This window comes from Paenirhodobacter huangdaonensis (assembly GCF_004022465.1).
Lineage (GTDB): Bacteria > Pseudomonadota > Alphaproteobacteria > Rhodobacterales > Rhodobacteraceae > Rhodobacter > Rhodobacter huangdaonensis.
Map to the genome: position 1 here is coordinate 122,383 of NZ_SAVA01000003.1, position 13,536 is coordinate 135,918.

Annotated in this window: 14 protein-coding genes; 7 read left to right on the forward strand and 7 right to left on the reverse strand. The window is 65.6% G+C overall.

Features of this window, described 5'->3' with window-relative positions; translation table 11 throughout:
• Positions 1 to 7: 7 nt before the first annotated feature.
• Both sdhD and sdhC read right to left on the reverse strand, forming a co-directional pair.
• The gene (gene sdhD, locus EOW66_RS06140) at positions 8 to 406 is read right to left on the reverse strand and encodes a succinate dehydrogenase, hydrophobic membrane anchor protein (RefSeq protein WP_128155558.1); all 399 of its coding nucleotides are present in this window, start codon (positions 404 to 406) and stop codon (positions 8 to 10) included.
• Positions 407 to 416: 10 nt separating this feature from the next.
• A complete protein-coding gene (gene sdhC, locus EOW66_RS06145) occupies positions 417 to 812 on the reverse strand; it encodes a succinate dehydrogenase, cytochrome b556 subunit (protein ID WP_113899535.1) in 396 nt (131 codons plus the stop codon).
• A gap of 320 nt (positions 813 to 1,132) precedes the next feature.
• Here sdhC and EOW66_RS06150 point away from each other — a divergent pair, with 320 nt between their 5' ends.
• Positions 1,133 to 2,257 (forward strand): alpha/beta fold hydrolase, encoded by a 1,125-nt coding sequence (locus EOW66_RS06150; protein WP_128155559.1) that lies wholly within the window; start codon positions 1,133 to 1,135, stop codon positions 2,255 to 2,257.
• A gap of 95 nt (positions 2,258 to 2,352) precedes the next feature.
• Here the strand turns inward: EOW66_RS06150 and EOW66_RS06155 are convergent, their stop codons facing one another.
• From EOW66_RS06155 to EOW66_RS06170, 4 genes are read right to left on the reverse strand one after another with little or no spacing between them, the layout of a single operon-like run.
• A complete protein-coding gene (locus EOW66_RS06155; RefSeq protein WP_128155560.1) occupies positions 2,353 to 3,387 on the reverse strand; it encodes a MaoC family dehydratase in 1,035 nt (344 codons plus the stop codon).
• Positions 3,387 to 3,593 carry a DUF1737 domain-containing protein gene (locus tag EOW66_RS06160; RefSeq protein ID WP_128155561.1) on the reverse strand — a complete coding sequence of 69 codons (207 nt, stop codon included), beginning with the start codon at positions 3,591 to 3,593 and terminating at the stop codon, positions 3,387 to 3,389. Before EOW66_RS06160 ends, EOW66_RS06155 begins: the two co-directional genes overlap by 1 nt.
• Positions 3,594 to 3,597: 4 nt before the next feature.
• Complete coding sequence (locus EOW66_RS06165) at positions 3,598 to 4,140, reverse strand: NnrU family protein (RefSeq protein WP_128155562.1); 543 nt, start codon at positions 4,138 to 4,140, stop codon at positions 3,598 to 3,600.
• A gap of 11 nt (positions 4,141 to 4,151) precedes the next feature.
• Positions 4,152 to 5,027 (reverse strand): HpcH/HpaI aldolase/citrate lyase family protein, encoded by an 876-nt coding sequence (locus EOW66_RS06170; RefSeq protein ID WP_128155563.1) that lies wholly within the window; start codon positions 5,025 to 5,027, stop codon positions 4,152 to 4,154.
• A 263-nt stretch (positions 5,028 to 5,290) separates the two neighbouring features.
• On the opposite strand from EOW66_RS06170, the gene mdh reads away from it, so the two are divergent.
• Positions 5,291 to 6,253, forward strand: a complete 963-nt coding sequence (mdh, locus tag EOW66_RS06175) for a malate dehydrogenase (protein WP_113899530.1) — start codon at positions 5,291 to 5,293, stop codon at positions 6,251 to 6,253.
• Between the two features lie 59 nt (positions 6,254 to 6,312).
• Here mdh and EOW66_RS06180 read toward each other — a convergent pair whose 3' ends face one another.
• The gene (locus EOW66_RS06180) at positions 6,313 to 7,359 is read right to left on the reverse strand and encodes a glycosyltransferase family 2 protein (RefSeq protein ID WP_164881044.1); all 1,047 of its coding nucleotides are present in this window, start codon (positions 7,357 to 7,359) and stop codon (positions 6,313 to 6,315) included.
• A gap of 222 nt (positions 7,360 to 7,581) precedes the next feature.
• On the opposite strand from EOW66_RS06180, the gene sucC reads away from it, so the two are divergent.
• The 5 genes from sucC to EOW66_RS06205 all read left to right on the forward strand — a co-directional run bounded on the left by sucC (position 7,582) and on the right by EOW66_RS06205 (position 13,536).
• Complete coding sequence (sucC, locus tag EOW66_RS06185) at positions 7,582 to 8,775, forward strand: ADP-forming succinate--CoA ligase subunit beta (RefSeq protein WP_113899528.1); 1,194 nt, start codon at positions 7,582 to 7,584, stop codon at positions 8,773 to 8,775.
• 4 nt (positions 8,776 to 8,779) lie between these two features.
• Positions 8,780 to 9,667 carry a succinate--CoA ligase subunit alpha gene (sucD, locus tag EOW66_RS06190; RefSeq protein WP_128148057.1) on the forward strand — a complete coding sequence of 296 codons (888 nt, stop codon included), beginning with the start codon at positions 8,780 to 8,782 and terminating at the stop codon, positions 9,665 to 9,667.
• A 126-nt stretch (positions 9,668 to 9,793) separates the two neighbouring features.
• A complete protein-coding gene (locus tag EOW66_RS06195) occupies positions 9,794 to 10,120 on the forward strand; it encodes a hypothetical protein (protein WP_128155565.1) in 327 nt (108 codons plus the stop codon).
• A gap of 28 nt (positions 10,121 to 10,148) precedes the next feature.
• Complete coding sequence (locus EOW66_RS06200; RefSeq protein ID WP_128155566.1) at positions 10,149 to 10,517, forward strand: hypothetical protein; 369 nt, start codon at positions 10,149 to 10,151, stop codon at positions 10,515 to 10,517.
• Positions 10,518 to 10,569: 52 nt separating this feature from the next.
• A complete protein-coding gene (locus EOW66_RS06205; protein WP_128155567.1) occupies positions 10,570 to 13,536 on the forward strand; it encodes a 2-oxoglutarate dehydrogenase E1 component in 2,967 nt (988 codons plus the stop codon).

The following is a 13,536-nucleotide window of genomic DNA, read 5'->3' on the forward strand; positions in this document are numbered from 1 at the left end:
CCCGTATTCAGTTCATCGCGCCGAGCACGACGCCGAGGAAGGTCATCTTCGCCAGCGCATAAAGCGCCACGGCGATCACCAGATAGGCCACGGAATAGGCCGCGATGACCAGCACCTTGCGCGTCATGCCGGCGGTGTAGTCTTCGATCATCATCTGCGCGCCCTTGGCGAAGTGGCGCATCCCCACGACCACGACCAGCGCGGTCAAGATCGCCGGGAAGGGGCGCGAGAAGGTCGCGATCACGCCTTCCTGGCTCTGCCCGAGGGCACGGCCGAAGACGATCAGGAAGACCGGCACGAGGAAGGCCAGCGCGACGGCCGAAACCGTCATGTACCAGTGGTGCTCGGTGCCGGTATGGGAGGCACCCTTGCCCACGGCGCGTTTGCGATCGGTCAGGTAATGCATGAATGCCTCCTCAGACCATGACGATGATGACGGTGATGATGGTCAGAACCACCGACCCGATGATGCAGGCCCAGCCGAGCTTCTCGGCGGTCTCGATCTCGAGGCCCTTGCCGGCGTCGAAGTAGAGGTGACGCAGGCCGGCGAGATAGTGATACCACACCGCCCAGGCCGAGAGCGTGAACACCAGATCGCCGAACCAGGAGGTGACGATCGCGTTCACGAAGTCGAAATAGCCGGGGCTCGTGGTCGCCGCGAGCAGCCACCAGACCGCGAGAAGCGCGCTTGCGATGAGGGCGTTGCCGGTGATCCGGGTCAGGATCGACGACATCGAGGTCATCTGCGGGCGATAATACTGTCCGAACATGAAGGGGGAAAGGGGCCGTTCAACCCGTTTCGTTTCAGCCATTTTGGGTCCCTCTGTCGCTGGGCCCCGTTGGCGCGCCGGTCGAGGGCGGCTGGCGCGGGCGGGGCTGGCCGGAATTGCGCCTCCTGAATAGCGCATATTTCGCCCAAGTCACGAGCCCAGATTCGCGAATTGTCGCTTTCGGGCCGGGAAACGCGCAAAAAAAGCGCTTCGTGATCACAAATTTTCAGCGCGTGATCACGTGATTGCGCTCACACGACTCAGCGAGCGACGGTACGGAATGCGGCCCTGCCCCTTGCAACCGCAGCGTGTTGCGCCCAGCATTCCAGGACGGAAACGCACTTGCCCGAAAGGAGCCGGCGATGACCGAAACCGCAACCAAGACCCCCGTGCATGAACATTCCGTTCCCTTCTTCTGGCCGATGGCGGCGGGGATCGAACTGGGCGAGGCAGGGCTCGACGCCTTTCGCCGGAACCTGAAATTCGTCGACCTCGCCGAGAAGATCGACCACCCGCCGCAGCCCGGCTGGGCGACGAAGAACCGGGTGCGGCTCGATCTCGATACGATGCGGCTGCGCGACTTCTCGGCCGAGGGCGCGACAGGTGTGCCGGTGCTGGTCGACGCCCCCTTTGCCGGGCACAACGCGACCATCGCCGATTTCGCCCCGGGGCAGAGCCTTGCCGCCACGCTGCTGGCGAACGGCATCGGCCGGGTGCTGGTGACGGACTGGAAGACCGCCACCGAGGAGATGCGCGATTTCGACATCGACAAGTATCTGGCCGAGCTCAATGTCGCGGTCGACGACCTTGGCGGCCGGGTGATCCTTGTCGGCCTGTGCCAGGGCGGCTGGATGAGCGCGATGTTCGCGGCGCGCTTCCCCGAGAAGGTCGCCGCGCTGGTGCTTGCCGGCGCGCCGATCGACACCGACGCCGGGCACGGGCCGATCCGGGCGATGGCGCACCGGCTGCCGCTGTCCTTCTATGAAGAGCTCGTCACCGCGGGCGGCGGCCGGATGATGGGGGCGAACATGCTGGCGGGCTGGAAGAACATGCACCCCGACAAGCAGTTCGTGGAGAAGTACCTCGATCTTTACGCCCATCTCGACGACCGCAACTATATCAAACGCACCGAGACCTTCGAGCGCTGGTACGAGAACCCCGTCGACCTGCCCGGGCGCTATTACCTCCAGGCGATCGACCTGCTGTTCAAGAAAAACCTCTTCGCCAAGGGCACGTTCAGCGGGCTTGGGCAGAAGCTGCAGCTGAAGGACATCACCTGCCCCGCCTATCTGCTGGCGGGGGCCTCAGACGACATCACCACCAAGGAACAGGTCTTTGCGGCGCGCGATCTTCTTGGCACGCCGAAGGAGAAGATCACCAAGAAGCTGGTGCCGGGCGGGCATATCGGGCTCTTCATGGGCAGCCGGACGCTCGTCGAGGAATGGCCGCTGATCGCGGCCTGGATGAAGGAAAACGGCGGCGCCTGAGCCCCGCCGTCGTGCCCGCGGCGCACGCGGGATTTGAGTATTTGGGCCAAGAAAAAGCCCTGACCCCGCAAGGGGCCGGGCGTTTTCCTTTCGGATCACATCGGCATCAGCGCCCAATAGTCGAGATCGAGCAGCACCTCGGGCGCGTATTTGCCGTCTTCGCCCTTCAGCGCGAATTCGGCCGCGCCCTGCTTGACCGCGACCAGCCGCAACCGGATCGCACCGACGCCCGGGGCGTCGGTCTCGGCCTTGTCGAGCACCTCGGACCAGGCCCTGACGGTGTCGCCGGCAAAGCAGGGGTTGGCGTGCGCGCCGCCGTTCAGCGCGACGATCATCTGCGCATTGGCAAGACCGTTGAACGACAGCGCCCGCGCCATCGAGATCACGTGGCCGCCATAGATCAGCCGCTTGCCGTCGTCGCGGAAGGTGGCGTCGAAATGCACCTTGGCGGTGTTCTGCCACAGCCGGGTGGCGATCATGTGCTCGGCCTCCTCGATCGTCACGCCGTCGACGTGGTCGATCTTCTCGCCGATCTCGTAATCGCCCCAGCGATGCGGCTCGCCGGCCAGACCGAAGTCATAGTCGCTGAAATCGAGCCCCTCGGGCACCACCAGATCCTCGGCCGGCACCACCTTTTGCAGCGCGGGCAGCACCGTTTCGGGCGCCGGCGCCGAGAGGTCGCCCTTGCGCACCATCACCCAGCGGACATAGTCGAGCACGACCTCGTCCATCTGGTTCAGCCCGCGGGTGCGGACATAGACGACGCCCGACTTGCCGTTCGAGTTCTCCTTGACGCCGATCACCTCGCTTTCCGAGCGCAGCGTGTCGCCCGGCCAGACCGGCTTCAGCCAGCGCCCCTCGGCATAGCCGAGATTGGCGACAGCGTTCAGCGACACGTCCGGCACGGTCTTGCCGAAGACCACGTGGAAGGCGATCAGGTCATCAAGCGGGCTGCCGTCGAGCCCCGAGGCCGCGGCGAATTCGTCCGAGGAGTAAAGCGCATGACGCGCCGGGTAGAGCGCGTGATAGAGCGCCCGCTCGCCCTCGGCCACGGTGCGCGGCACGGCGTGGCGGATCACCTGCCCGACCTTGTAATCCTCGAAGAAACGGCCCGGATTGGTCTTCGCCATCATTGCTCTCCCAGCTTCATCTCGGGGTCATAGTCCTTGCCCGGCACGTCCTTGGTGACCGCCTGTGCACAGCGCATCACCCCCTTCGCGGCATCGAAGCCATAGGCGGGCGAGCCGTGCAGCTCCCAGCCTTTCGACAGCGCCAGCGAGACCTTGTGGCAGAAGGCCGAGGTGTCGTCCTCGGTCAGCAGACGATAGAGTTTCATCGCATCACCCGAATGTCGGATAGCCGGCCGCGTAATGCAGCCCGGCAATCGCCCCATAGACGATGACCGTGCCAAGCACCGCCATCGCTTCCTTGCGCGCCCCGCCGGTGGCGGCGGGCGGCACCCATTTCGTGCGGTTGGTCAGCACGATCTCGACCAGCGCCCAGAGCCCGAGCCCGCCAAAGAGCACGAAGCTCGGCGTGTCGCCATTCACCAGCAGATGCGCGAGCGACCAGATCAGCATCCCGGTCAGCATCGGGTGCCGATAGTGTCGCGCGACCCAGGTCTTCATCCCGGCCGCGGCGAAAAGATAGACCGCGACCAGCATCAGCAGGTTGTTGATGCCCGCCAGCGCCGGGGTGCGCACCCAGTAGGTGGTGCCGAACCACGAGCGGTAGCCGATCACCATCAGCACCACGCCGACGACGATCGCCGCGGTGACTGCCGGCCGTTCCGCCGCGCCAAGGGCCCGGGAAAAGCCCGGGAAGATCCGTTTCGCCAGATGCGGCAGGCTCCACAGCAGGAGACCGAGGACCAGAAGCGCCATGTGATTGCCTTTCAGTTGCCCAGAGCGGCAATCGCCTCCGCCTTGGCGAGGATCTGCCGCGCCGTCACGATATGCAGGTTTTCGACGATCTTTCCATCCACGACCGCGACACCGAGCCCGGCTTTCTCGGCTTCCTCGAAGGCGGCGATCTGGCGCTCGGCGAGGTCGATCTCGGCCGCCGAGGGGGCGAAGGCCGCATTCGCGATCGCGAGCTGGGCGGGGTGGATCAGGGTCTTGCCGTCAAAGCCCATGTCGCGGCCCTGGTCGCATTCGACTTTCAGCCCGTCCTCGTCCTTGAAGGCGTTGTAGACGCCGTCGACGATGATCTTGCCGAAGGCCTTGGCGGCAAGCAGGCAGGTGCCGAGCCCGGCCATCATCGGCAGGCGGTCGGCGCGGAAGCGACTCTGCAGTTCCTTCGCGAGGTCGTTGGTGCCCATCACCATGCCCTCGAGCCGCGGATGCGCGGCGATCTCGGCCGCGTTCAGCATGCCGAGCGCGGTCTCCATCATCGCCCAGAGCGGCACGCCCGGGATCAGATCGGCGACCGCGTCGAGGTCGGATTTGCGCGACACCTTCGGGATCAGGATCGCGTCGACCTTGGCGCCCTCGCGGATCGCAGCGGCAAAGGCGCGCAGGTCGTCGCGGCCCCAGTCGGTGTCGAGCCCGTTGACCCGCACGATGCGCGTCCGCGCACCGTAATCCGCCTCTTTCAGCGCCTTCGCCAGGATCGCGCGGGCATTCACCTTCTCGTCGACGGCCACCGCATCCTCGAGGTCGAAGATGATCGCGTCGCAGGCGAGGCCCGTGGCCTTCTCGAGCGCGCGCTCCTTCGAGCCGGGGATATAGAGCACCGAGCGATAGGGACGGGACGTGCCGTGAGCGGTCATGATTCTCTCCTCGCAACAATCTTTCGCCAAAGACCACACATCCGACACTTTCAGCAAGAGAAGATTTGCCGCATCGCAGAACCATTCGGTGCAGCCGCAGCGAGCGACTCGCCCCCTGCCCCTTCGGGCCGGATCAAGATTTCGGCATACAACGGCATGCCGAACGGTTTCGGGCCGCGCCGGGCCCTTGCCAGACGGGGCGCGAAGGGCTAACCCTGCCGCGTCAGTTTCAACACATCCATCCTGACCTTTGGAGGAATCCCATGGCCCGACCCAAGATCGCCCTCATCGGCGCCGGCCAGATCGGCGGCACGCTCGCCCATCTCGCCGCGATCAAAGAACTCGGTGACGTCGTCCTGTTCGACATCGCCGAAGGCACGCCCCAGGGCAAGGCGCTCGACATCGCCGAATCCGGCCCCTCCGAAGGCTTCGACGCCACGCTGAAGGGCACCACCGATTACGCCGACATCGCCGGCGCCGACGTCTGCATCGTCACCGCCGGCGTGCCGCGCAAGCCCGGCATGTCGCGTGACGACCTGCTCGGCATCAACCTCAAGGTGATGAAGTCGGTCGGCGAAGGCATCGGCAAACACGCCCCGAACGCTTTCGTGATCTGCATCACCAACCCGCTCGACGCGATGGTCTGGGCGCTGCAGCAGTTCTCGGGCCTGCCGGTGGAGAAGGTCGTCGGCATGGCCGGCGTGCTCGACTCGGCGCGTTTCCGTCACTTCCTCTCGGTCGAGTTCAACGTCTCGATGAAGGACGTCACCGCCTTCGTTCTGGGCGGCCACGGCGACACCATGGTGCCGCTCGCCCGCTACTCGACCGTTGCCGGCATCCCGCTGCCGGACCTGATCGAGATGGGCTGGACCACCCAGGAAAAGCTCGACGCGATCATCCAGCGCACCCGTGACGGCGGCGCCGAGATCGTCGGCCTGCTGAAGACCGGCTCGGCCTTCTATGCGCCGGCCACTTCGGCGATCGAGATGGCGGAAGCCTATCTCAAGGACCAGAAGCGCCTGCTGCCCTGCGCCGCCTACGTCAAGGGCGCCTTCGGCCTCGACGGCATGTATGTCGGCGTGCCGACGATCATCGGTGCCGGCGGCATCGAGAAGGTCGTCGACATCAAGCTGAACAAGGACGAGCAGGTGATGTTCGACAAGTCGATCGACGCCGTGAAGGGCCTCGTCGCGGCCTGCAAGGGCATCGACCCGACCCTCGCCTGATCCGGCCAGAGGTGTCTCTCGGGAAAGGCGCGGCTTCGGCCGCGCCTTTTTCGTTGCGCTCAGGCGGCAACGAGGGGGGCGGGATCGAAGCCGAACGCCTGCGACGCGCGCGCGAACAGCGCCGCCTCATGCGCAAGAAGCGCGCGGTCAAAGCCCGCGGGGCTCAGATCGACGGCGCCGACCACCCGCGCCGTGCGCGCCGCAATCTGCGGATCAAAGCGCGCCAGCACGCCCTCGCGCTCGAGCACGCGCGCCTGTTTCGCGTCGATCACCTTCGCTGCCAGCCACTGCGCATGCAGCGCGCGCGCATTATGCGCCGCCCCCGCCATCGCCTCGAACTGCAACTGCCGCTGCGGCGCATGCGAAGGCGGGTTCTTCGCCATCGCATTCAGCGCACGGCGCATCATCTTCAGCGCGTAATGCAGCTCGGTCAGCCCGTCGTAATGCAGAAGCTCGAGCTTCGCCGTGCCGTCATAGGACACGTCGCGCCCGCCACCGCTCCACTCGCGCATCGGCCGGTGCACGCCGATGAACAGCCCCCGCCCCGACCGCACCGCGCATTTGCCGAGATTGTGCCCGCACAGCCCCTTGTTCAGAAGCGCCAGCGCGGCGTCGTCATAGATCACGCCGCCGCGGGCAGTGAAGCCCGCCCAGGGGCGGCGAAAGACGCCCGAAAAGATGTCGGCCGCCGGCAGATCGTCGAGATGCGTGCGCTCGGCGACACCGATCTTCACCCAGCTCGCGCCGTGACGGACGGCACTCAGCACCTCGGCCACGCTCTCGCCCGTCGTCGGCAGCACGAATTCGTCGGCGTCGCAATGCACCAGCCAGTCGAGCTTCGTCTCGGCCAGCATCCGGCTGGCGTGATACTTCTGCCGGCCCAGATGCTTGACCGGGCGGTAGCCGTTCGAAAACGCCCAGCCGTCCTCGCCCGCGTCATGCAGCACCGCCCCCGGCACCCTTGCCAGCAGGTCGCGCGCCTCTGGGTTGGGGCGATCGAGGCAGACATGGACCTCGTCGGCGCCGAGGTCGAGGTGATGGGCGACGAAAGCCGCAATCAACGCCGCCGGCTCGTCCGCCAGTGCCACCACGCCCCATCTGTCCATGACCTGTCCACCCCTCAAGAAACCTGCCGGAGTCTTTCCGATTCCTTCGTCCCGGGCAAGCCTCATGCTGCCCTGCAGCATTTGTGATCACGCTCCCGAATGGTGTGATCACAAAGTGCGGTTTTCTGCCGATCCGGGCATCCGGCACGCATTTATCGGTTTGTTACACGCCCCGAATGTGCCACACCACCATGCAAATCGCACCAGCATGGGAACTCTGCCATGAACATTCATGAATATCAGGCGAAGCAGCTCCTCAAGAGCTACGGCTGCCCGGTCTCCGAGGGCCGCCCGGTCCTGAAGGCCGACGAAGCCAAGACCGCCGCCTCCGAACTTGACGGCCCGCTCTGGGTGGTCAAGGCCCAGATCCATGCCGGCGGCCGCGGCAAGGGCAAGTTCAAGGAGCCGGAAGCCGGCGAAAAGGGCGGCGTCCGCCTCGCGAAGTCGGTGGAAGAGGCTGCCGAACTCGCCAAGCAGATGCTCGGCCGCACCCTGGTCACGCACCAGACCGGCCCGGCCGGCAAGCAGGTGAACCGGATCTACATCGAGGACGGTTCGGACATCTCGCGCGAGCTCTATCTGGCGCTACTGATCGACCGCAAGACCTCGCGCGTCTCCTTCGTCGTCTCGACCGAAGGCGGCATGGACATCGAGGAAGTGGCCGCCCACACCCCCGAGAAGATCCTGTCCTTCTCGGTCGACCCGGCGACGGGCCTCAGCGACTTCCACGGCCGCCGCGTGGCCTTCGCCCTCGGGCTTGAAGGCGCGCAGGTCAAGCAGTGCGTCGCGCTGGTCAAGAACCTCTACCGTGCCTTCATCGAGAAGGACATGGAGATGCTCGAGATCAACCCGCTGATCGTGATGACCGACGGCAACCTCAAGCTGCTCGACGCCAAGCTCGGCTTCGATAACAACGCGCTCTATCGCCACTCCGACATCATGGCGCTGCGCGACGAGACCGAAGAGGACCCGAAGGAACTCGAAGCCTCGAAGTATGACCTGAACTACATCGCGCTCGACGGCGAGATCGGCTGCATGGTGAACGGCGCGGGCCTCGCCATGGCGACGATGGACATCATCAAGCTCTACGGCGCGGAACCGGCGAACTTCCTCGACGTGGGCGGTGGCGCGACCAAGGAAAAGGTCACCGAAGCGTTCAAGATCATCACCTCGGACCCGAACGTGAAGGGCATCCTGGTGAACATCTTCGGCGGCATCATGCGCTGCGACATCATCGCCGAGGGCGTGATCGCCGCGGTGAAGGAAGTCGGGCTCAAGGTTCCGCTGGTGGTGCGCCTCGAAGGCACCAACGTCGAGCTGGGCAAGGAGATCATCTCGAAATCCGGCCTGAACGTGATCGCGGCGGACAACCTCGCCGACGGCGCCCAGAAAATCGTGAAAGCTGTGAAGGGCTAAGAACATGGCAGTCCTCGTCAACAAAGAAACCAAAGTCATCTGCCAGGGCATCACCGGCTCGCAGGGCACCTTCCATACCGAGCAGGCGATCGCCTACGGCACCAAGATGGTCGGCGGCGTGACGCCGGGCAAGGGCGGTTCCGAGCACCTCGGCCTGCCGGTGTACAACTCGGTCCACGAGGCTGTGGCCAAGACCGGCGCCAACGCGACCGCGATCTACGTGCCGCCGCCGTTTGCCGCCGACTCGATCCTCGAGGCGATCGACGCCGAGATCGAGCTCATTGTCTGCATCACCGAGGGCATTCCGGTGCTCGACATGATGAAGGTGAAGCGCGCGCTGATCGACAGCAAGTCGCGTCTGATCGGGCCGAACTGCCCGGGCGTCATGACCCCCGACGAATGCAAGATCGGCATCATGCCGGGCTCGATCTTCAAGCGCGGTTCGGTCGGCGTCGTGTCGCGTTCGGGCACGCTGACCTATGAAGCGGTGAAGCAGACGACCGACATCGGCCTTGGCCAGTCCTCGGCCGTGGGCATCGGCGGCGACCCGATCAAGGGCACCGAGCATATCGACGTGCTCGACATGTTCCTCGATGATCCGGAAACCACCTCGATCATCATGATCGGCGAAATCGGTGGCTCGGCCGAAGAGGAAGCCGCGGAGTTCCTGAAGGAACAGAAGAAGAAGGGCCGCTGGAAGCCGACCGCCGGGTTCATCGCGGGCCGCACCGCTCCTCCCGGCCGCCGCATGGGCCACGCGGGCGCGATCGTGTCGGGCGGCAAGGGCGACGCCGGTTCGAAGATCGAGGCGATGCGCTCGGCCGGTATCGTGGTGGCCGAAAGCCCCGCCCATCTCGGCGAAGCCGTGATGAAGGCGATCAAGGGCGAATGAGTTCCGGGAGGCCGCGGGCAACCGCGGCCTCCGTCCCCACTCCGCAGTGCCGAGCGGGCCCGATGGCCCGTTTCGCCCTTCTGAGTGATCCCAAAGGCCGGACGCGGCCGGAGTTCGGAGGTTGAGATGAGAAAAGTGACGTCTGGCGCCGTGGCCTCGGCCATCGCCCTCGTGATGCTGGCAGGCTGTGACAGCGGCCCGGGCAAGGACCCGATCCCGCTTTCGGCGTCCGGCCCGATCACCACCTATCCGATCATTGGCAGCAGCAAGGTTCCGCAGGGAACCACCCCGACCGGCTCGACCGGCTATGCGGTGGCGAATTCCGCCCGTTCCAACGGCTCCATCGTCGCCGGCACCGCCGCGACCTGCGGGGCCGCCAACGTCGGCGGTGAGTACGAGCTAGCCTGTGCCCAGGCGGCCGGTCAACCGGGCACTGCCTCCCCCTACAAGTGACGCAGCGTTCCGCAGGAGTATGAAGATAATGAAACGTGGACTTCCGGCTGTCTCGGCCGCGCTGGCGGCGCTGATGCTCGCGGGCTGCATGACTGCAGCTCCCGGCACCGGCACCGCGACGGCCGCGCTGGCACCGCCGGTGCCGAAGGACGAGCGCTCGCACGGCACCTTCGAGCAGATGACCGGCATCAATGGCGATGCCGTCTCGGCGATCTCGGGCGACAGCAAGCGCGCCTATATCTATTTCGATTTCTTCGCCGCCGACAAAACCGCGGTGAAAGCCGCGCCGGCGAAGCTCTGTGCCCATTACGGCAAGGGGCTGAAATCGTCCTTCGTCACCGAGCCGGGCGACCGTGAACCCGGCATCAAAGTTCTTGTGGTGGACTGCGCAGGCTGACCGCCACCCCCGCCCCTCACCGGCCCCTCAGCCGTTTCCAAGGACAACCGTCATGAATGACCAATCCCCCAACGAACAGTTCGAAGCCTCGAGCTTCCTGCAAGGCGCGAACGCGGATTACGTCGAACAGCTCTACGCCCGTTTCGCCGCCGACCCGAGCTCGGTCGACGCCGCCTGGGCCGCCTTCTTCGCCTCGCTCGGCGACGACGAGCGCGACGTGAAGAAATCGGCGCAGGGCGCGTCCTGGGCGCGTTCCGACTGGCCGCCGAGCCCGAATGACGACCTGACCGGCGCGCTGACCGGCGAATGGCCGATGGTGCCGGCGAAGGAAGCCAAGGCCGCCGGTGACAAGATCAAGGCGAAGGCCGCCGAGGCCGGCGTGCAGGTGTCCGAGGACGCGGTGAAGCGCGCCGTGCTCGACAGCGTGCGCGCGATCATGATCATCCGCGCCTATCGCATCCGCGGCCACCTGATCGCCGATCTCGACCCGCTGCACATGCGCGACGAGGCGAGCCACCCCGAGCTCGACCCGAAGTCCTACGGCTTCACCGATGCCGACATGGACCGCCCGATCTTCATCGACAACGTGCTCGGCCTGCAGGTCGCCTCGATGCGGCAGATCATCGACGTGCTGAAGCGCACCTATTGCGGCACCTTCGCGCTGCAATACATGCACATCTCGAACCCCGAGGAAGCCGGCTGGCTGAAGGAGCGGATCGAGGGCTACGGCAAGGAGATCCAGTTCACCCGGGAAGGCCGCCGCGCCATCCTGAACAAGCTGGTCGAGGCCGAGGGCTTCGAGAAGTTCCTGCACGTGAAATACATGGGCACCAAGCGCTTCGGCCTTGACGGTGGCGAAGCGCTGATCCCGGCGATGGAACAGATCATCAAGCGCGGCGGCAACCTCGGCCTGAAAGAGGTGGTCTTCGGCATGCCGCACCGCGGCCGGCTGAGCGTGCTGGCCAATGTGATGATGAAGCCCTACCGGGCGATCTTCCACGAATTCCAGGGCGGCTCCTACAAGCCCGACGATGTCGACGGCTCGGGCGACGTGAAGTATCACCTCGGCGCCTCGGCCGACCGCACCTTCGACGAGCACACCGTCCACCTGTCGCTGACCGCGAACCCCAGCCACCTCGAGGCGGTGAACCCGGTCGCGCTTGGCAAGGTGCGCGCGAAGCAGGACCAGCTCAACGACACCGACCGCACCCAGGTGCTGGCGGTGCTGCTGCATGGGGACGCGGCCTTCGCCGGTCAGGGCGTGGTGGCGGAATGCTTCCAGCTCTCGGGCATCCGCGGCCACCGCACCGGCGGCACCATCCACATCGTGGTGAACAACCAGATCGGCTTCACCACCGCGCCGCATTTCTCGCGCTCCTCGCCCTACCCGACCGACATCGCGCTGATGGTGGAAGCCCCGATCTTCCATGTGAACGGCGACGATCCGGAAGCGGTGGTGCACGCCGCCAAGGTGGCGACCGAGTTCCGCCAGAAGTTCCACAAGGACGTGGTCATCGACATCTTCTGCTATCGCCGCTTCGGTCACAACGAAGGCGACGAGCCGATGTTCACCAACCCGCAGATGTACAAGAGCATCAAGGGCCACAAGACCACGCTGCAGCTCTACACCGAGCGTCTCGTTGCCGACGGGCTGATCCCGGAAGGCGAGATCGAGGACATGAAGGCCGCCTTCCAGGCGAAGCTGAACGAGGAATTCGAGATCGGCAAGGCGTTCAAGCCGAACAAGGCCGACTGGCTCGACGGGCGCTGGAAGCACCTCGACCGGCAGACGCAGGACTATGACGCGGGCGTCACCCCGATCTCGCCCGAGCAGCTGGCCGAGCTTGGCAAGGCGCTGACCTCGCATCCCGACAGCTTCGACATCCACAAGACCGTGGCGCGCCTGCTCGAGTCGAAGAAGAAGATGTTCGAGACCGGCGCCGGCTTCGACTGGGCGACCGCCGAGGCGCTGGCCTTCGGCTCGCTGCTCACCGAGGGGTTCGCGGTGCGCCTGTCCGGCCAGGACTGCACCCGCGGCACCTTCTCGCAGCGCCATTCCGCCTTCGTCGACCAGACCACCGAAGAACGCTACTACCCGCTCAACCACATCAAGGCGGGTCAGGCACGTTACGAGGTCATCGACTCGATGCTGTCGGAATATGCGGTGCTCGGCTTCGAGTATGGCTATTCGCTGGCCGAACCGAACGCGCTCACCCTGTGGGAAGCCCAGTTCGGCGACTTCGCCAACGGCGCGCAGATCATGTTCGACCAGTTCATCAACTCGGGCGAACGCAAGTGGCTGCGCATGTCGGGCCTCGTCTGCCTGCTGCCGCACGGCTTCGAGGGCCAGGGCCCCGAGCACAGCTCGGCCCGGCTCGAGCGCTTCCTGCAGCTCTCGGCGGAAGACAACTGGATCGTGGCGAACTGCTCGACCCCGGCGAACTACTTCCACATCCTGCGCCGGCAGATCCACCGCAACTTCCGCAAGCCGCTGATCCTGATGACGCCGAAGTCGCTTCTGCGTCACCCGCTGTGCACCTCGAAGGCCGAGGAATTCACCACCGGCTCGTTCTTCCGCCGGGTGATGTGGGACGACGCCGATCCGCGCCAGCAGGGCAACTCGGAGTTCCGCGTTGCCGATGACGACAAGATCAAGCGCGTGGTGATCTGCTCGGGCAAGGTCTATTACGACCTGCTGGCCGAGCGCGACAAGCGCGGCCTCGAGGATGTCTACATCCTGCGTCTCGAACAGTTCTACCCGTTCCCGGCGCATTCGATGGTGACCGAGCTCTCGCGCTTCAAGGACGCCGAGGTGATCTGGTGCCAGGAAGAGCCGAAGAACCAGGGCGCCTGGACCTTCGTCGAGCCGAACATCGAGTGGGTGCTGTCGAAGATCGACGCCAAGCACTCGCGTCCGCGCTATGCCGGCCGCAACGCCTCGGCCTCGCCGGCCACCGGCCTGGCGAAGAGCCACAAGGCCGAGCAGGACGCGCTCGTCAACGACGCGCTGGAGGGCTGA

Bases quoted from the DNA above. Each gene is read 5' to 3' on its own strand.
- sdhD (WP_128155558.1), bottom strand. From the start codon at position 406: ATGCATTACCTGACCGATCGCAAACGCGCCGTGGGCAAGGGTGCCTCC.
- sdhC (WP_113899535.1), bottom strand. From the start codon at position 812: ATGGCTGAAACGAAACGGGTTGAACGGCCCCTTTCCCCCTTCATGTTC.
- EOW66_RS06150 (WP_128155559.1), top strand. From the start codon at position 1,133: ATGACCGAAACCGCAACCAAGACCCCCGTGCATGAACATTCCGTTCCC.
- EOW66_RS06155 (WP_128155560.1), bottom strand. From the start codon at position 3,387: ATGGCGAAGACCAATCCGGGCCGTTTCTTCGAGGATTACAAGGTCGGG.
- EOW66_RS06160 (WP_128155561.1), bottom strand. From the start codon at position 3,593: ATGAAACTCTATCGTCTGCTGACCGAGGACGACACCTCGGCCTTCTGC.
- EOW66_RS06165 (WP_128155562.1), bottom strand. From the start codon at position 4,140: ATGGCGCTTCTGGTCCTCGGTCTCCTGCTGTGGAGCCTGCCGCATCTG.
- EOW66_RS06170 (WP_128155563.1), bottom strand. From the start codon at position 5,027: ATGACCGCTCACGGCACGTCCCGTCCCTATCGCTCGGTGCTCTATATC.
- mdh (WP_113899530.1), top strand. From the start codon at position 5,291: ATGGCCCGACCCAAGATCGCCCTCATCGGCGCCGGCCAGATCGGCGGC.
- EOW66_RS06180 (WP_164881044.1), bottom strand. From the start codon at position 7,359: ATGGACAGATGGGGCGTGGTGGCACTGGCGGACGAGCCGGCGGCGTTG.
- sucC (WP_113899528.1), top strand. From the start codon at position 7,582: ATGAACATTCATGAATATCAGGCGAAGCAGCTCCTCAAGAGCTACGGC.
- sucD (WP_128148057.1), top strand. From the start codon at position 8,780: ATGGCAGTCCTCGTCAACAAAGAAACCAAAGTCATCTGCCAGGGCATC.
- EOW66_RS06195 (WP_128155565.1), top strand. From the start codon at position 9,794: ATGAGAAAAGTGACGTCTGGCGCCGTGGCCTCGGCCATCGCCCTCGTG.
- EOW66_RS06200 (WP_128155566.1), top strand. From the start codon at position 10,149: ATGAAACGTGGACTTCCGGCTGTCTCGGCCGCGCTGGCGGCGCTGATG.
- EOW66_RS06205 (WP_128155567.1), top strand. From the start codon at position 10,570: ATGAATGACCAATCCCCCAACGAACAGTTCGAAGCCTCGAGCTTCCTG.